This is a genomic window from Comamonas avium (assembly GCF_014836675.1).
GTDB lineage: Bacteria > Pseudomonadota > Gammaproteobacteria > Burkholderiales > Burkholderiaceae_C > Comamonas > Comamonas avium.
In genome coordinates this window covers 162,393-175,794 of sequence record NZ_JACSQK010000005.1, presented here as the reverse complement: position 1 = coordinate 175,794, position 13,402 = coordinate 162,393, and the positions used below count along the sequence as shown (strand labels likewise).

The 13,402-nt window shown below is 56.3% G+C and carries 16 protein-coding genes; 5 read left to right on the top strand and 11 right to left on the bottom strand.

Annotated features, from left to right (window positions below; all coding sequences use genetic code 11):
* Positions 1-28 precede the first annotated feature (28 nt).
* From nrfD to H9646_RS11065, 3 genes are all read right to left on the bottom strand, one after another.
* Entirely contained in the window at positions 29-1,066 is a 1,038-nt protein-coding gene (nrfD, locus tag H9646_RS11075) for an NrfD/PsrC family molybdoenzyme membrane anchor subunit (protein WP_191723424.1), read from the bottom strand.
* A 17-nt stretch (positions 1,067-1,083) separates the two neighbouring features.
* Positions 1,084-1,854, bottom strand: coding sequence for a sulfate reduction electron transfer complex DsrMKJOP subunit DsrO (gene dsrO, locus H9646_RS11070; protein ID WP_191723423.1), 771 nt, complete (start codon positions 1,852-1,854; stop codon positions 1,084-1,086).
* A 276-nt stretch (positions 1,855-2,130) separates the two neighbouring features.
* A complete protein-coding gene (locus tag H9646_RS11065; protein WP_191723422.1) occupies positions 2,131-3,042 on the bottom strand; it encodes a LysR family transcriptional regulator in 912 nt (303 codons plus the stop codon).
* A 99-nt stretch (positions 3,043-3,141) separates the two neighbouring features.
* Between H9646_RS11065 and H9646_RS11060 the strand changes: the two genes are divergently transcribed.
* The 4 genes from H9646_RS11060 to H9646_RS11045 all read left to right on the top strand — a co-directional run bounded on the left by H9646_RS11060 (position 3,142) and on the right by H9646_RS11045 (position 7,145).
* Positions 3,142-3,780 carry a DsbA family protein gene (locus H9646_RS11060; RefSeq protein ID WP_191723421.1) on the top strand — a complete coding sequence of 213 codons (639 nt, stop codon included), beginning with the start codon at positions 3,142-3,144 and terminating at the stop codon, positions 3,778-3,780.
* Positions 3,781-3,818: 38 nt separating this feature from the next.
* Positions 3,819-4,718, top strand: a complete 900-nt coding sequence (locus tag H9646_RS11055; protein WP_191723679.1) for an MBL fold metallo-hydrolase — start codon at positions 3,819-3,821, stop codon at positions 4,716-4,718.
* A gap of 340 nt (positions 4,719-5,058) precedes the next feature.
* Positions 5,059-6,003: an RNA polymerase sigma factor RpoH gene (gene rpoH, locus H9646_RS11050; protein ID WP_191723420.1), complete on the top strand. Its 945-nt coding sequence runs from the start codon at positions 5,059-5,061 to the stop codon at positions 6,001-6,003.
* A gap of 128 nt (positions 6,004-6,131) precedes the next feature.
* On the top strand, positions 6,132-7,145 hold the full coding sequence (locus H9646_RS11045) for a Bug family tripartite tricarboxylate transporter substrate binding protein (protein WP_191723419.1): 1,014 nt from the start codon (positions 6,132-6,134) through the stop codon (positions 7,143-7,145).
* A 138-nt stretch (positions 7,146-7,283) separates the two neighbouring features.
* On the opposite strand, the gene H9646_RS11040 is transcribed toward H9646_RS11045, so the two are convergent.
* From H9646_RS11040 to H9646_RS11030, 3 genes are all read right to left on the bottom strand, one after another.
* On the bottom strand, positions 7,284-7,898 hold the full coding sequence (locus H9646_RS11040) for an SCO family protein (protein ID WP_191723418.1): 615 nt from the start codon (positions 7,896-7,898) through the stop codon (positions 7,284-7,286).
* 73 nt (positions 7,899-7,971) lie between these two features.
* Positions 7,972-8,664, bottom strand: a complete 693-nt coding sequence (locus H9646_RS11035; protein ID WP_404813099.1) for a hypothetical protein — start codon at positions 8,662-8,664, stop codon at positions 7,972-7,974.
* Positions 8,645-9,421 carry an SURF1 family protein gene (locus H9646_RS11030; protein ID WP_191723417.1) on the bottom strand — a complete coding sequence of 259 codons (777 nt, stop codon included), beginning with the start codon at positions 9,419-9,421 and terminating at the stop codon, positions 8,645-8,647. The genes H9646_RS11035 and H9646_RS11030 overlap by 20 nt, the downstream gene beginning before the upstream one ends.
* 24 nt (positions 9,422-9,445) lie before the next feature.
* Between H9646_RS11030 and H9646_RS11025 the strand changes: the two genes are divergently transcribed.
* Positions 9,446-9,673 (top strand): twin transmembrane helix small protein, encoded by a 228-nt coding sequence (locus H9646_RS11025; RefSeq protein ID WP_370551148.1) that lies wholly within the window; start codon positions 9,446-9,448, stop codon positions 9,671-9,673.
* Positions 9,674-9,818: 145 nt separating this feature from the next.
* On the opposite strand, the gene H9646_RS11020 is transcribed toward H9646_RS11025, so the two are convergent.
* The 5 genes from H9646_RS11020 to ctaD are packed head-to-tail and all read right to left on the bottom strand — an operon-like array spanning position 9,819 to position 13,374.
* Positions 9,819-10,700 carry a cytochrome c oxidase subunit 3 gene (locus H9646_RS11020; protein ID WP_191723415.1) on the bottom strand — a complete coding sequence of 294 codons (882 nt, stop codon included), beginning with the start codon at positions 10,698-10,700 and terminating at the stop codon, positions 9,819-9,821.
* A 55-nt stretch (positions 10,701-10,755) separates the two neighbouring features.
* Entirely contained in the window at positions 10,756-10,959 is a 204-nt protein-coding gene (locus tag H9646_RS11015) for a DUF2970 domain-containing protein (RefSeq protein ID WP_225214139.1), read from the bottom strand.
* Positions 10,956-11,564, bottom strand: coding sequence for a cytochrome c oxidase assembly protein (locus tag H9646_RS11010; RefSeq protein WP_191723414.1), 609 nt, complete (start codon positions 11,562-11,564; stop codon positions 10,956-10,958). Before H9646_RS11010 ends, H9646_RS11015 begins: the two co-directional genes overlap by 4 nt.
* Positions 11,565-11,577: 13 nt before the next feature.
* Positions 11,578-11,733 carry a cytochrome oxidase small assembly protein gene (locus H9646_RS11005; protein WP_191723694.1) on the bottom strand — a complete coding sequence of 52 codons (156 nt, stop codon included), beginning with the start codon at positions 11,731-11,733 and terminating at the stop codon, positions 11,578-11,580.
* A 3-nt stretch (positions 11,734-11,736) separates the two neighbouring features.
* On the bottom strand, positions 11,737-13,374 hold the full coding sequence (ctaD, locus tag H9646_RS11000) for a cytochrome c oxidase subunit I (RefSeq protein ID WP_191723413.1): 1,638 nt from the start codon (positions 13,372-13,374) through the stop codon (positions 11,737-11,739).
* Between the last annotated feature and the right edge of the window lie 28 nt (positions 13,375-13,402).

Genomic DNA, 13,402 nt, shown 5'->3' with positions numbered 1-13,402 from the left:
GAATTGGCTTCAAACCTATGAAGCTTGCTCAAGCGGTCTGGGGGTGGCGCTCAGGAAAGACTTCCAGTGCCCAAGTTGCCATCGCCACCAAAGCCACACACAGGCCAGCGACACCCAGCATGCCCAGCAGGCCATCGCCCCCCAAAGGCATGTGGTACAGGTACAGACCTGCTCCAAACTTAGGCACGCCTTGAATGCCCATGAACAAAGCCCAGCGAAATGCCCAGGCTGCAGCTGCCAGGCCCAGGCCCAGCACCAGCGTGTAACCACTGGCGTTCAAACGCTGCCTGCCACGAAGCAACGCCCCCACCACCACAGCGCCAAACACCGCCGACCCCAGCATGGTCATGCGCCACACAGGAAATTCACTGAACAGTCGCAAAGCTTCGTTAAAGGATGGGCTCCAGCCCAGAACACCAGACAAGGCCCACGCAAGCACCACCAGCAACAGCAAGCCAGCAACCCCTAATCCAATGCTGCGCAGCACTTGCAGGGCACTTGCATCGGGGCGCAGCTTGGCGGGCAAAAAGCGCTCGACCACCAGCATCACGCCCACTGCGGCCAGCCACCCTGTCAAGGCCAGGTTCACCGGCACCCACAGGGTGTTCCACAAGGGACGTGCACGAATGACCATCAGCTCCGCGCCGGAATAAACAGTGATCGACAGCGCAGACAGCAGCAGCAATGGCACCAGTCCTCGCATCCAGCGGGTTTTACCTAGCCACCATGCGGCACAAAAGGCCAGCGCTATGACCACAAAAAGTGGCAACAGCACCGCACCACGCGACATCCACGACCAAGGCGTGAAGTGGGCATAAAAATGCCAGAAGCGTGCGGGCTGGTGCAAATCCGCCAGCAACGAAACAGGTGCAGCCAAGGTGCTTACAGCCAGCGTCAACACAGCCACGGGCAGCAGACGCTGCATGGCACTACCGCGTTGACCAAAAGCACATACCGAAACCAGCAGTGCGGCACCAGTGGCCACGCCCACCAAGAAGAAATACTGGACAGCCCAGGGCAGCCAGGCCACTTCGTAATGCGGGGTCAAGAGTTCAGTGATTTGCATAAGACACTCCCAAGGCTTCAGTGATCGGAGAGAAGGCGCACGCTGGCTTGGCCGTCAACACCGTTGACAAACTCGTTGGGCAAACCAATGTAGAAAACACGTGGTTCTGTCTTCATGTCTGGCTTGAGCACCTTGATGTCCTGCTTGTGTGCAGCCATGCGCTGGTTGATTTCACTGCCCTGATCGTTCAGGTCACCAATCACGCGGGCCCCGCCCACGCAGCTCTCTACGCATGCAGGCAAGAGCCCAGCTTCCAGCCGGTGCTCACAGAAAGTGCACTTGTCGGCAGTCTGCGTTTCATGGTTGATAAAGCGCGCGTCGTAAGGACAGGCTTGCACGCAGTACCCGCAGCCCACGCAGCGCTCGTTGTCCACCAGGACGATGCCGTCCGTGCGCTGGAAGGTTGCTTGCACCGGGCAAACAGGAACGCAGGGAGGGTTGTCACAGTGGTTGCACAGGCGCGGCAAGCTCACCATGGCAGGAGCGCTGGCCCCTGGCTGGCTGATCTCGTACTGCAGCACTGTCGTTCTGAACTGGCCAATAGGGGGCAAGTTTTCTACAGAGCAGCTGACGGTGCATGCCTGGCAGCCAATGCATTTACGCATGTCAACCAGCATGCCAAAACGCTTGCCCTGCATGCCGGGGCGGCGCTGTGGCTGGAAGTCCGGTTCCGGCTGCGCAGCGTTAGCGCTACCAGCCAGGCCAAAGCCGGTGGCCAAAGCGACCAACTCTTGCAAGAAACTCCGCTTTGTATTCGAAGGTGTGGGACTAATATGGTTTTCATGCATTTGAAAATCCTTTTATGAAGGAATACCCTGATTTTCAAATGCTTCGCACCCTATTCAAATTGACACACATCAATCATATAAGTTATTGTTTTTATTGTATTTTTTAACAAAACCAGTGATATTAAATAATAATAATTAAGGAAGTATTAACAAATAATTAAAATACACAAATCGTTGATTAAATAGAGATCCACTACCTTTCAACAAATTATTTTATTCATTGCTGAACAAGGCTTGGCATCACCAAAAGGGCTGAAACGGGCGAGTCTGGCACGGCTAATGACAAAACTTTTCCTGCAAAAGATCCACAAAAGCCCGAACCTTTGCTGGACGAAACCGTGATGCCGGAAATACGGCATGAATGCCCCCTGAGGGCAGCGCCCACTCAGGCAAGACATGGGTCAAGCTTGCGTCAGCCAAATCTTGCGCCACCATGTAGTCCGGCAAGATGGACAGCCCCGCCCCCTGACGCACGGCCTCGCGCACGGCCAGCGTTGCATCCAGATAAATGCACGGGTGAACAACAACGCTCTGAGGCTCTAGCGCAGGGTGCGAAAAACTCCAGCGTGTGGGGTCACGCAATGCCGTATTGGCCACAAATGGCAGTGCCTCAATGTCTTTCGGCGCAGTCACCCGTGCCGATTGCGACAGCCAGCCAGGGGCAGCCACCAGCAGCTGCCGAAATGTCCCGATTTGCCGTGCTTGCAAATGCAGGTCTGTCAGCCAGCCCACGCGAATTGCCAGCTCCACCTGCCCAGCCATGAGGTCAAGGGACTGGTCGCTGAGCGCTGCATCGACCTTGCATTGCGGAAAGCGCCGTGTGAATTCAGCAATGGCCGGCACGATCGTGGTGATGCCGTAGTCCAGCGGTGCGGTCAAACGCAGAGTCCCAGCAGGCTCTACCGCTACCTCGGCCAGTTCCTCAAAGGCATCGCTCGCTTCTTTGAGGATCAGCGCACACCTTTGATAAAAACCTTTGCCAGCCGCTGTCAGTGCCACCTTGCGTGTCGTTCGTGTCAGCAAGGTCGTCCGGAACTCTCTCTCCAGCCGCGCCACCTGCTGGCTCACCACGGCTTTGGTAATGCCAAGACGGTCTGCTGCGGCCGTGAAACTGCCGGTCTCCGCCACAGCAGCGAAATAGGCCAGTCGCTTGAGATTGGCAAAGTTACTCAGATCGGTTGCTTCCATATTGTTTGCTTTTTACATACGGTCCATCTATTTCACCACCCTTTATTCATCAATGCAGGACTTCTACCATCACGGCATTGAATGAAACGGAGCCTTTTTATGCGCAAAACCCTGTACTACATCTACGACCCGCTGTGTGGATGGTGCTACGGCGCTGGTGGCGCAGTGCAAGCTCTGGCAGACAGCACAGACATAGCGCTGCAAATGCTGCCCAGCGGACTGTTCTCTGGCGAAGGCGCACGGCCGATGAGCGAGGATTTCGCGGCCTACGCATGGAGCAACGACCAGCGCATTGAGCAGCTGACAGGCCAGCGGTTCACCGAACGCTACCGCCATGAAGTGCTGACCGACAACCAGCAGATGTTTGACAGCGCGCCTGCCACGCTGGCTTTGACGGCCGTGGCCCTGACAGCGCGCAGCCGTGAGGGGCATGCACTCAAAGCCATACAGCAGGCACGTTACGTGGACGGGCTCGACATCACGCAGCCTGGCACCTTGGCATCTTTACTCCATGCGCTTGGCCTTGAAGACGCCGCAAAACTGCTGGCCCAGCCAGATGCAAGCCTGATCGCAGCCAACAGCGCCCGCATTGCACAAGCGCAAGCACTGCTTGCGCAATTTGGGGCACGTGGTGTGCCTGCCTTCATTGTGGAGATGAATGGACATCGCCAGTTGATGTCTTCAAACGCAGCACTGTCCAACCCGCAGACCTTCGTAGACCAACTGGCTGCAGCCTGAGGCCTTCTCTCTTTATCCACATCGACCAAAGGAGCACCCTGATGAACCGCCGAAATTTTGTTCAAACCGCTGCAGCCGCAGGCGCCACCATCGCCATGGCAGGCTGCGCAGCCCTATCGAGCACAAGCACCCCACTGCAATGGAAACACTTGCCTGCGGGCGAGAAAGGCTTCTTCCGTGCACCCGTGCTGCTGTCCGGTGCCCGGGAGGCCATCCTGATCGACGCAGGTTTCTCACTGCCTGATGGCCGTGCTGTGGCAGAGGCCATCCAAGCCTCAGGCAAGACACTGACCACGATCTACATCAGCCAGAGTGACCCCGACTACTACTTCAGCCTTGGGCCTATCAAGCAAGCATTTCCAAACGCCAAAGTCATTGCCGCGACTGAAACCATTGCCGCAATCCGCGCCAATGCACAAAAGAAAATTGATACATGGGCGCCCCAGCTCAAAGAGAACGGTCCGCAAAAACTGACCGACATCATCTTTCCTGAAGCCTTTGATGGCCCTGCGCTGACGCTGGAAGGCCAGAGCATCGAGATTGTGAAGGCCCAGGGTATGAGCAACCGCCGCTACCTGTGGGTGCCCTCTTTGAATGCCGTATTCGGTGGTGTACTGATTTTCTCGGGCCTGCACGTCTGGACCGCAGATACCCCGACACCTGCGTCACGTGCTGCCTGGATCCAGAACCTGGATGCCATTGCTGCGCGCAAGCCCACCACAGTGGTGCCCGGCCACATGGCCAACAACAGCGCGCTGGATATCTCTGCCGTGAACTACACCCGGGAGTACCTGCTGGCGTTTGAAGAAGAACTGGCCAAAGCGCCGCATAGCGATGCGCTGATCGCAGCCATGAGCAAACGCTACCCCGCCGCAGGTCTGGCCCCAGCCCTGCAAATAGGTGCAAAGGTCGCCAAAGGCGAAATGAAATGGGGTTGATCCTTCGCTGAACGCCATAGCAGCGGGTCTTCAGACAGCAAAGAACATCACTTTGGTTTTTGAAGACCCGTGCTTGTGACAAGCAGCAAGGGCCTGCTGGCGCCCAGACACAAGACAGCCAGAACCACGCGACAAAAACCCTATTCACCGAAAAAATTCAACAACTTGCAAAATAAAAGCGTTGTTCTCGTGAAAAACTCAGCAACACACAGCTATACATTTGCTGCCAATCGGTAGCCCATGCGCTCTCGAAGACCGCCATTATCTAGGGGAACTTTTGATTTAGCACTCAATCACAGAGAGTGCTAATATGAAGCGATGGATGAAAGGATGGAATGCAATGACAACCCAAACTAGCACACTTGCTGCTTCTGCTTTGGCTCCTGCGAATCCTTGGGCGCTGGTTCCGCCGCTGGGCAATCTGGATGCCTATATCACTGCGGTGAACCGCTTGCCTCTGCTCACCGCAGAGGAAGAGCAAGAGTACGCCCACAAACTCAAAGAACACAACGATCTGGATGCTGCCGGGCGCCTGATCATGTCGCACTTGCGCTTGGTGGTCTCCATTTCGCGCCAGTACCTGGGCTATGGCTTGCCACATGGCGACCTGATTCAAGAAGGCAACGTTGGCCTGATGAAGGCCGTCAAGCGTTTTGACCCCGAGCAGAATGTGCGCTTGGTCAGCTACGCCATGCACTGGATCAAGGCTGAAATTCATGAGTACATTCTGAAGAACTGGCGCATGGTCAAGGTGGCCACCACCAAGGCCCAGCGCAAGCTGTTCTTCAACCTGCGCTCACTCAAGCAGGGTATGCAGGCCGATGCTGCCATGGACGATGAACTGATCCAGCGTGAAACGCTGACAGCTCAGCAGATCGACGCCATGGCCGCCAAGCTGAACGTCAAGCGTGAAGAAGTCATGGAGATGGAAACACGTCTGTCTGGTGGTGATGTCTTGCTGGACCCCAGCCCCAACGATGATGGCGAGCATGCATTCGGCCCGATTGCCTACTTGTCAGATGCCTCGCATGAACCTACCAGCATGATCGAGACACGCCAGCGCGATATGCTTGCAACCGACGGTATCAGCCAAGCGCTGGAAATGCTGGATGACCGCAGCCGTCGCATCGTGGAAGAGCGCTGGCTCAAGGTGAACGACGATGGTTCTGGCGGCATGACACTGCACGAGCTGGCTGCTGAATATGGCGTCAGTGCCGAACGCATTCGCCAGATTGAAGTGGCAGCTATGAAAAAGATGAAAAAAGCGCTGGTGGAGTTTGCTTAATCATCTTCCTGCGCTATCTGCCTGAAAAAGACCAGATTGCTGCTCAGACTAGCCCGGATAATTTCCGGGCTTTCTTTTTTCTTGGGAAGTGGCGTCTTCACTCCTCACTATTTTCTGCACCACGCGATATGACTTCTCTCTACCAGATTGCCCGCCGTACGGTTTTGACTGCTAGCTCAGCTCTGGTTGCTGCCGCTGCCACCACTTCTGTGTTTGCAAGCCCTTCGGCGGACACCTGGCCCACCAGACCGGTGCGTATTGTGGTGGGTTTTCCTGGAGGGTCTTCGCCCGATCTCACAGCCCGGACGTTCTCTGAGCCCTTGTCCAAAATACTTGGACAACCTGTGATTGTGGAAAACAAGGTCGGTGCGGGCGGCAACATTGGTGCCACAGAAGTTGCACGGGCTAGCGACAACCACACCATTGGCCTGATGATCAATGGCAACATGACGATTGCCAAAATCCTCAACCCTGCTACCACTTACGACCCGCTCAAGGACTTGGCACCTTTGACGCTCATTGGTGTTTCACCCTTGGTGTTGACGGCTCCGCTGGAACAACCCGGCGTTGCCAAAGACGCCGACGCCAAAGCCTTCTTCGCTGCCGCCAAGCAGGCGGGAGATAAGTGGAGCTACGGCACCCCTGGTGTGGGCACCATCGGCCATTTGGGCACTGAGCTGCTCAAAACACGCAGCGGTATTGCACCCGTTCACGTGCCTTACAGCGGCTACCCGCAAGTGGCCACGGCCATGATGGGCGGCCAGCTGCAAATGGCGCTGCTGCCTCCCGCGCTGGCCATGGCTCAGGCACAAGCTGGCAAGCTGCGTTTGATTGGCGTCACATCCAGCGGGCGCAGTGCACTGGCACCCGGCGTACCCAGCCTGGCAGAAGCGGGGGTCAGCAATTTCGATTTACAGATCTGGAATGCCTTTGCTGCGCCCTATGCCATGCCTGAAGCCATTCGCACCAAACTGGCGGGCATTCTGGTAGAGATTGCGCGCACGCCGCAGGTGCGCCAAAAGTTGTTTCAGCAGGGCTGGCAAACGGTGGGAACCTCACCCGAAGGCCTGGCCAACCGCATCAAAAAAGATACCGAAGAATTGAGCAAACTGATCAAAGAACAAAAGATCAGCAACCAGTAACCAGTAACCAGTAACCAGCTTCGCCTCAGCAAAAAGCCACCTTTCGGTGGCTTTTTTTATGTTCCCGCACTGCATGCAGGCAGCGCTGACGCATGGCGACAAACTACGTAGCCCGATTGATGGCCTTTCGGCGTCAGCTTAAGCCTTGGCTTCGTCCAGCAGCGCCTTGGCATCTTTGGCCAAAATCTGCGCGCCCTGACCGTAACGCTGATACACACGCAGTTTGCCTTGTGGGTCATAGACATACAGGCCTGCGGAGTGGTCCAAGGTGTAGCTGCCGGGCTGCTTGCCTTCTACTTTCTTGTAGAACACTTTGAAGTTTTTGGCTACCGCAGTGATTTGCTCATGCGAGCCTGTCAGCGCCACCATTTGCGGATCAAAGGCTTCAGCGTAGGCACGCAGCACTTCTGGCGTATCGCGGTCTGGATCAAGCGAAACAAAAATGCCCTGCAAACGATCGCCCTGCTCACCCAGGATGGCCTTGGCCTCTACCAGCTCTTGCAAGGTAGTGGGGCAGACGTCCGGACACTGGGTATAGCCAAAAAAGACCACCACCACCTTGCCCGCGAACTCACTGACTGAACGGGGCTTGCCATAGGCATCCGGCAGCGGGAAGTCTTGCCCGTATTCGGCGCCAGTGATGTCTACGCCTTCAAAGCTGATCGGTTTGGGCTTGCAACCCATCAAAACGGTGGCAGCACCGATGGCAGAGGCTCCCACCATCAAGGTCTGTAGTGCATGTCTTCTTTGCATGGCAATCTCAGTCAATCAATCCATAACCATAACCGCAAACGCAAATGCCTCATTCACGCAAGCTTGTGCATGCTCAACGTCCGGGCTGATCCCAGGATGAAGATGCGCGCAGCAAGCGCTCCAGGTCGCGCTTGGCTTTCGGTGCGCTGGTTTTGTCCAGATTCGCAGGAAAGCGCAGCATCCAGTGCCCGAGCGGATCGATCACGTACAAGTGATCTGAAAGCTGCTGCCCTGCAGCAGGTTGCAGCCATGTTTGCAGCGCAGTGGCATCGATTTGCAGAACCTGGGCTGGCTGCAAAGCCTTTTTCAGCTCCGCAGCGGGCTGCTTCCCATCTGTCACCAGCCACACCCAGTCCAGCCGCTCTTTCTCACGGCCCAATCCTTCACGCAGTTGCCGCTGCAAATACAGATGGGTTTCGCACTGCGCTGCACAGGCTGCACCCGAGGTGCTGACCAGCAGCCACTGTCCTTTGAGATGCGACAGAGGAACTTCTTGGCCTTCCAGCGTTTTGGCCATCAACGCAGGCATGTCTTTTTGCGGCTCAATCAGCTCGCCAAAATTGCGCCGACCTTCGGGCCGGATGACGTAATACGTGAAGTAAGAAGCGATCACCGGTGCTGCACACACCAGCAGCACTGCAAACATTTTCCAGCGCCCTTTGCGCTGGGTCTCAACGGCCTGCACGCCTTGCGACAAGCTTTGCATGCTGGGCGTGCTGTGCACGGTCAAGTTCAAGGGGAGCAAATCAACTTTTTGGTGCGGCATGGCGTTGTCGGGCAGTGCGGGCAGGCCGCAAAAATTGAAACCACAGCACCATGGCAGCCAGTACGGCTGCAATGGCAAACCATTGGAAAGCATAACCTTGGTGCGTGGCAATACCACTGCTGGGCTGTGGCCACGCACGCAACAGCCCTTCGCTGGCTGCGCCGGTTTGTACCACCGTGACAGGCCACAGTGGCAAACCTGTGGTTTGTGCATAAGCCGTCAGGTTGAGGTTCTGGCGAATGTGAGGGTTGTGTGCATCGGGTGCATCACCTTCACCCAGGGCATACAGACGCCCGGGCGCACCAGCCAGTTGGCCTTCAACCGTTACGGTACCCGCGGGGGTTTCAATGGCTTGCAGCAATTGCCGGTCCTGAAAGTTGCGCGCAATCCAGCCGCGCTGTACCAGTACCACCTCACCGCTGGCCAGTTGCAGTGGCGTAAAAACAAAAAAGCCTGGCCGCCCCTGCATTTGCCGGTTGTCCAGATACACCGTGTGTGCAGGCATCCACTGGCCGTGCAATGCAATCGGGCGATACAGCCAGTGGGTCAGCGTTGCATCTCCCAGCGCAAGCTGGTCGTGCACGGCACGGGCATCCAAGGTGACTGTGCTCGATTGCGCTTGCATGGCATCGTGCAGCCTGGTTTTCTGCGCTGCGCGCTCCAGCTGCCAAAACCCCAAAGCCAGCCCTACACATACGCCGATAACGCCAGCCACCGTCGCCAGCCACCACCGCAGGTTGCCCCGCTTGCGCGTCATACGCAGCTCTCCATAATGGACGGCATGACATACGCCATCGCCCTTTTCTTTTTGGCCATTCTTGTCAGCCTTGCTGCGGCAGGATTTTTTATGCTGCGCAAAAGTGATGCCGAACACGATGCGGCACGCAGCAAGAACATGGCACGTGCGCTCACTTGGCGGATTGTGCTGTCGGTGGTTTTGTTTCTGTGCCTGCTGCTGGCGTGGAAGCTGGGGTACATCCAGCCCACAGGCTTGCCGGTTGGCAAGTGAAATAAAAAAGAGAGCTCGAAATGCTTACACACACGTGTTTTCAAAATGATTTCATATTGAAAACAAGTACTGATAAGCGCTAACAGCTCTCTTTTATTCAAACCACGTTCCTTGCCAGCCATCAGGGCGCAGGCCCTGACCGCATTCACATCCAGTACACCAGTATGTACAGGCCCAGCCACACCACGTCTACAAAGTGCCAGTACCAGGCGGCCCCTTCAAAGCCGAAATGGTGCTCTGCCGTGAAGTGGCCTTTTTGCAAGCGCAAGGTAATAAAGAGCAGCATCAGCATGCCCACAAACACGTGGAAACCGTGAAAGCCTGTGAGCAAGTAGAAGGTGGAGCCAAAGATGCCGGAGTTGAGCTTGAGGTTCAAATCCGTATACAGGTGGTAGTACTCGTAGCCTTGCACGCACAAGAACGTGATACCCAGCAGCACCGTCACCCACATGAAACCAATCGTTTTAGCCCGCTGACCCAGCCGCAGTGCATGGTGGGCAATGGTGAGCGTAACGCCCGAAGTCAGCAGCAATGCGGTGTTGATGGTGGGCAGCCAGAACGGCCCTACGGTTTGAAACGCCTCAACCATGCCACCAGGTGCAGCCGTGGCACCCGGCATGACGCTGGGCCACACGGCGCTAAAACCGGGCCACAGCAATGAGTTTTCCAGACTGCCCAAGGCTGGCACAGAGTGCGCACGGCCCCACCACAGGGCAGTAAAGAATGCGCCAAAGAACATGACTTCCGAGAAGATGAACCAGCTCATGCTCCAGCGGTAAGACAGGTCAATCTTGCGACCGAACAAGCCACGCTCGCTCTCCTGCGCTGCTTCACGGAACCAGCGAAACAGCACCACCAGCCACCATGTCAGGCCAAAAAAGAAACTCCACATGCCCCACTGGTGGCCATTGACCCACATGCCCGCGCCCAGAATGACAAAAAACAGTCCGGCAGCGGCCCAGATGGGGTGACCTGATTCAGCAGGTACAAAATAGTACGGGGTGCTTGCAGTGTGCGGTGTACCCATGTCAGCTCCTGTCATCACTCGTCTCAAACATAGCGTTTCGATCCAGCGCTGCGCGCTAGACCACCCAATTGACAATACCGATCAACAACAACACAAATACAAAAATTGCCACCAGCCCCACACTGACGACCAGCAGCGGGGTCATCTGCGCCGAATCACTGCGCCACTCGCTGCCTTTGCGCACACCCAAAAAGGCCCAGGCCATCGCCTTGATGGTGCGCAACAGCGACGGTTTACGAGAGGATTGCTGTTCACTCAAGACGCACCTCCTTGTGCTGGCTGCTGCAGCGCTGCTGTCGGTGCCGCAGGCACCTTGCCACCCACTTCAAAGAAGGTGTAGCTCAGCGTGATGGTGGTCACGTCCTTAGGCAGCCGAGGATCGATCACAAACGCTACAGGCCACTCCTTTTTCTCGCCGGGCTGCAGCTCGTACTGGTTAAAGCAAAAACACTCCATCTTCACAAAATGCGGTGCAGCCTGCCGAGGCGCATAGCTTGGGATAGCCTGCGCTGCCATGGCACGGTTTTGGATGTTTTGAAACTCATACATCACCGTCGCCAGCTCACCGGGGTGCACCTGCAAAGAGCGTATTTCGGGTTTGAAATCCCATGGACCTCGCGCATTGGCATCAAACTCCACCGTGATCGTGCGGGTGGTGTCTACCTGCGTATTAGTGGGCAGCTTTCCCACCGCTCCGTTGCCCGGCACCTGCCGCTCGGAGATGGTGAGAATGTTGATGCCCAGCGCCTCACACACATGCTTGTAGATGGGAATCAACGCATAGCCAAAGGCAAACATTCCCACAGTGATCACCAGCAGTTTGGTGACCATTTGAAAATTGGCGCTGCGCTTGCGTGGATTCATGGCTGTGCGTGCCTTAGCCGCCCAACAATGCCATCTTGGCCACAAATCCCACAAAGAACACGACGGCGATAGACGCCAGCACCAGGGCCATGCGCGTATTGCGCTGGCGCTGCAGTTGCCAGGCTTCTGTACGGCCAGGCATGGAGTTGCTGTGTTTAGGGTGAATCATGGTTTATCCAATCACGCGAGTTGCGGTGCTATCCAATTTAGGAGGTGTTTCAAAGGTATGAAATGGCGCAGGCGAAGGCACTTCCCACTCCAGACCTTCTGCCGCTTCCCATGGTTTCTGCGGTGCTTTTTCCCCTTTGCCACGCATTGCGGGCACTACAACGGCCAGGAAGAAATACACCTGCATCAAGCCAAATCCAAATGCGCCTATAGAAGCTACCGCGTTGAAGTCGGCGAACTGCATGGGATAGTCGGCATAGCGGCGTGGCATACCGGCCAGACCCAGGAAGTGCATGGGAAAGAAAGTGATGTTGAAGAAGATCAGCGAACCCCAAAAGTGGATCTGCCCACGTCGCTCGGAATACATCACGCCCGTCCATTTCGGCGACCAGTAGTAATACGCCGCAAACATGGAAAACAGCGAACCAGCCACCAGCACATAGTGAAAGTGCGCGACGACGTAGTAGGTGTCCTGCAACTGAATATCAATGGGGGCCATGGACAAGATCAGCCCGGTAAAGCCACCCATGGTGAACACAAAGATAAAGCCCACCGAGAACAGCATAGGCGTCTCAAACGTCATGGAGCCGCGCCACATGGTGGCTACCCAGTTGAAAATCTTCACGGCCGTGGGCACTGAGATCAACATGGTGGAATACATGAAAAACAGCTGGCCAGTCACCGGCATGCCCGTGGTGAACATGTGATGCGCCCACACGATGAAGCTCAAAATGGCAATCGAGCTGGTGGCATACACCATGGAGGCATAGCCGAACAGTTTTTTACGGCTGAATGCAGGCACGATCTGGCTGACGATGCCAAAGGCCGGCAAGATCATGATGTAGACCTCTGGATGGCCAAAGAACCAGAAGATGTGCTGGTACATCACCGGGTCACCACCCCCTGCAGGGTTGAAGAAGCTGGTGCCAAAGTGGCGATCTGTCAGCGTCATGGTGATAGCGCCTGCCAGCACGGGCATGACGGCAATCAACAGGTAGGCCGTGATCAGCCATGTCCAGGCGAACATGGGCATCTTCATCAGCGTCATGCCGGGCGCGCGCATGTTCAAGATGGTGACGATGATGTTGATCGACCCCATGATGGAGCTGGCACCCATGATGTGCATCGCAAAGATGCTGGTGTCCATGGATGGCCCCATCTGCAGCGTCAGGGGGGCATACAGCGTCCAGCCCGCAGCCGGTGCCCCGCCGGGCATGAAGAACGAGCCCACCAGCATCAGGCCCGCAGGCACCATCAGCCAGAAACTGAAATTATTCATACGGGCAAAAGCCATGTCTGATGCGCCGATTTGCAGAGGCAGCATCCAGTTGGCGAAGCCCACAAAGGCCGGCATGATGGCGCCAAACACCATGATCAGACCGTGCATGGTGGTCAATTGATTGAACAGCTCTGGGTTGACCAGCTGCAAGCCGGGCTGAAACAGCTCTGCACGGATCAACAGCGCCAGCACTCCACCAATCATCAACATGGTGAAGCTGAACAGCAGGTACAGCGTGCCAATGTCTTTGTGGTTGGTGGCGTACAGCCAGCGGCGCCAGCCCGTGGGCGTGGCGTGGTGATGATCATGGTGGTGATCACAATGTGTGGCCTGGTCGTGAGAAGGTGGGTAAATGGCGCTCATGTGCGGGGCTCCCTGTCTCTGTTTTGCA

Excerpts from the sequence above, each read along its gene's own strand:
- nrfD (WP_191723424.1), bottom strand. The coding sequence starts at position 1,066 with ATGCAAATCACTGAACTCTTGACCCCGCATTACGAAGTGGCCTGGCTG.
- dsrO (WP_191723423.1), bottom strand. The coding sequence starts at position 1,854 with ATGCATGAAAACCATATTAGTCCCACACCTTCGAATACAAAGCGGAGT.
- H9646_RS11065 (WP_191723422.1), bottom strand. The coding sequence starts at position 3,042 with ATGGAAGCAACCGATCTGAGTAACTTTGCCAATCTCAAGCGACTGGCC.
- H9646_RS11060 (WP_191723421.1), top strand. The coding sequence starts at position 3,142 with ATGCGCAAAACCCTGTACTACATCTACGACCCGCTGTGTGGATGGTGC.
- rpoH (WP_191723420.1), top strand. The coding sequence starts at position 5,059 with ATGACAACCCAAACTAGCACACTTGCTGCTTCTGCTTTGGCTCCTGCG.
- H9646_RS11045 (WP_191723419.1), top strand. The coding sequence starts at position 6,132 with ATGACTTCTCTCTACCAGATTGCCCGCCGTACGGTTTTGACTGCTAGC.
- H9646_RS11040 (WP_191723418.1), bottom strand. The coding sequence starts at position 7,898 with ATGCAAAGAAGACATGCACTACAGACCTTGATGGTGGGAGCCTCTGCC.
- H9646_RS11035 (WP_404813099.1), bottom strand. The coding sequence starts at position 8,664 with ATGCCGCACCAAAAAGTTGATTTGCTCCCCTTGAACTTGACCGTGCAC.
- H9646_RS11030 (WP_191723417.1), bottom strand. The coding sequence starts at position 9,421 with ATGACGCGCAAGCGGGGCAACCTGCGGTGGTGGCTGGCGACGGTGGCT.
- H9646_RS11025 (WP_370551148.1), top strand. The coding sequence starts at position 9,446 with ATGACATACGCCATCGCCCTTTTCTTTTTGGCCATTCTTGTCAGCCTT.
- H9646_RS11020 (WP_191723415.1), bottom strand. The coding sequence starts at position 10,700 with ATGGGTACACCGCACACTGCAAGCACCCCGTACTATTTTGTACCTGCT.
- H9646_RS11010 (WP_191723414.1), bottom strand. The coding sequence starts at position 11,564 with ATGAATCCACGCAAGCGCAGCGCCAATTTTCAAATGGTCACCAAACTG.
- H9646_RS11005 (WP_191723694.1), bottom strand. The coding sequence starts at position 11,733 with ATGATTCACCCTAAACACAGCAACTCCATGCCTGGCCGTACAGAAGCC.
- ctaD (WP_191723413.1), bottom strand. The coding sequence starts at position 13,374 with ATGAGCGCCATTTACCCACCTTCTCACGACCAGGCCACACATTGTGAT.